This window comes from Halanaerobium sp. (assembly GCF_003070835.1).
Map to the genome: position 1 here is coordinate 1 of NZ_QBLR01000422.1, position 2,333 is coordinate 2,333.

The window sequence follows — 2,333 nt, forward strand, 5'->3', positions numbered from 1 at the left end:
TATTTGTTATAATACATTCAACCTGAATAGATGAGTTGAGAATAGTATACAATCAATAAAATTAACAAAAGTAATTATTATTTAGAAGTAAGTTGTTGATTGTATTTTTAGATGAGCTATAATGTTATTTTGAGTATATTTTAAATTTTAGTTTAGCTGAGCCAGGATATATCAGGTAAAAATGAGTAGAAAAGAAGACAAGGAGGAAAATGAAATGGAACAGAAACGTGATCAATGGGGAAGTAGACTTGGTTTTATTTTAGCAACAATTGGTTCAGCAGTAGGGCTTGGTAATATCTGGCGTTTTTCATATCAGGCATATGAAAATGGTGGTGGAGCATTCTTATTTCCGTATTTATTTGCCCTAATAACTGCAGGTATACCGCTATTATTACTTGAAATGGGTTTTGGATTTTTTACAAGAAACTCTGCCCCCAGCTCTTTTCGTAAAATTAACGAAAAATTTGAATGGGTTGGCTGGTGGTCAATATTAATTGCTTTTGTAGTAACAGTTTATTATATTGTTATTATAGCCTGGAGTTTGTTATTTGTGTTTGAATCATTTTCGCTGGGTTGGACAGCTGATCCAGAAGGATTTTTCTTTGGTGAATTTCTGAATTTTTCTGGTAGTGCTTTTGAATTAGGTGGAATTCAGTGGCCAATATTTTTTGCTTTACTTGCAATCTGGTTAATTAATTATTTAATCATTGCTGGTGGAGTGGAAAAGGGAATTGAAAAAGCGAGTAAGATTTTTATGCCTCTTTTAGCTGCGATGGTTCTAGTAATTGTATTTAGAGGAGTTACACTTCCGGGAGCAATGGAAGGAGTAAAAGCATTTATTACACCTGATTTTTCCAAAATTTTGGATTGGAATATCTGGGTTGGTGCTTATGGACAGATCTTCTTTACCTTAAGTCTTGGCTTTGGAATTATGATTGCTTATTCCAGTTATCTGCCTAAAAAATCAGATGTAGTTAAAAATGGAATTATTGCTGCTTTAGCAAATAGCGTTTTTAGTATAGTAGTAGGTTTTGGTGTTTTTGGTATACTTGGATATATGGCTACACAGCAGGGAGTAGCAATTGGAGATGTGGCAACTTCTGGTATTGGACTTGCTTTTATCGCTTTTCCAAAGGCTATAAATTTATTGCCGGGCTTACCACAGTTATTTGGTTTTGCCTTTTTCTTTTCTTTAACAATTGCAGGGCTTTCATCTAGTATCTCTCTTATTGAATCAGTAGTCTCTTCTTTGATCGACAACTTTAGTGTAAGTCGTAAAAAAGCTATAACTATAGTTTCGATAGTTGGATTTTTGCTTGGGGTACCAATGGTTACCCAGGGTGGTTTAGCTATCTTAGATATTGTTGATCATTTCGTTAATATTTTTGGATTACTGGTAGTTGGACTGGTAGAAATGCTGGTTTTAAGTTATGCTTTTGATTTGGACAAAATTAAAGATAATATGAATGTAAGTTCTGATCTGCATATTGGTAACGGCTGGAAGACGATGATTAAGGTAGTAGCACCTTTATTTATTGGTATTGGATTTATTCAAAATACAATTTCAGAATTTAGTGCTGCTTATGGAGGATATCCAATGAGTGAACTTCTTACCTTTGGCTGGCTTGTTGCTGCACTGCTTGTAATATTTGCAGTCTTAATTGCTAATAATAGTAAAAACCAAGTGTAATTTTTGTATAATTTAATTATTGAAATTAAGTCCTCAGTTTAGGCTGGGGACTTTTTGATTTTTTCAAAATAAATTATATAATATTAGCAGGGGAGGAGATAAGAAATGAAAGAAATTTTCAAACGCAGAAGTATTAGAAAATATTTGGATAAAAAGGTTGAAGAAGAAAAAATTCAAAAATTGCTGAAAGCAGCAGTCGCAGCCCCTTCAGCTGGTAATGAACAGCCCTGGCATTTTATTGTGATTAAAGCAAGAGAACACCTTGACCAGCTGGCTGAAATTCATCCTTATGCCAAAATGTTAAAAGAAGCACCACTGGCAGTTGCAGTCTGTGCTGATTTGAATGAGCAGAAATATGATGGTTTTTGGGTGCAGGACTGTTCAGCAGCTACTCAAAATATTTTGCTGGAGGCCGTTTCTCTGGAGCTGGGTGCTGTCTGGATTGGCTGTCATCCGGCTGAAGATAGAGAAAGGGTAATAAGTGAGTATTTAGAAGTACCTGAAAATGTAAAAACACTTTCTTTAATTTCAATTGGTTATCCTGCTGAAGAAAAAGGAGAGGTAGATAGATTGAGTGATGATATAATTCATCAGGAGAAATGGTAAGCTTAGATTTTTGATTTACAGTTTTATTTTTTATGAT

2 protein-coding genes are annotated in these 2,333 nt (G+C 34.2%); both read left to right on the forward strand.

The genetic code is table 11. The features are described from left to right. The first annotated feature begins 214 nt into the window (after positions 1 to 214). A complete protein-coding gene (locus tag CI949_RS19945; RefSeq protein WP_290769697.1) occupies positions 215 to 1,690 on the forward strand; it encodes a sodium-dependent transporter in 1,476 nt (491 codons plus the stop codon). A 105-nt stretch (positions 1,691 to 1,795) separates the two neighbouring features. Beyond that, complete coding sequence (locus CI949_RS19950; RefSeq protein WP_290769700.1) at positions 1,796 to 2,296, forward strand: nitroreductase family protein; 501 nt, start codon at positions 1,796 to 1,798, stop codon at positions 2,294 to 2,296. Positions 2,297 to 2,333 lie beyond the last annotated feature (37 nt).

Excerpts from the sequence above, each read along its gene's own strand:
- CI949_RS19945 (WP_290769697.1), top strand. The coding sequence starts at position 215 with ATGGAACAGAAACGTGATCAATGGGGAAGTAGACTTGGTTTTATTTTA.
- CI949_RS19950 (WP_290769700.1), top strand. The coding sequence starts at position 1,796 with ATGAAAGAAATTTTCAAACGCAGAAGTATTAGAAAATATTTGGATAAA.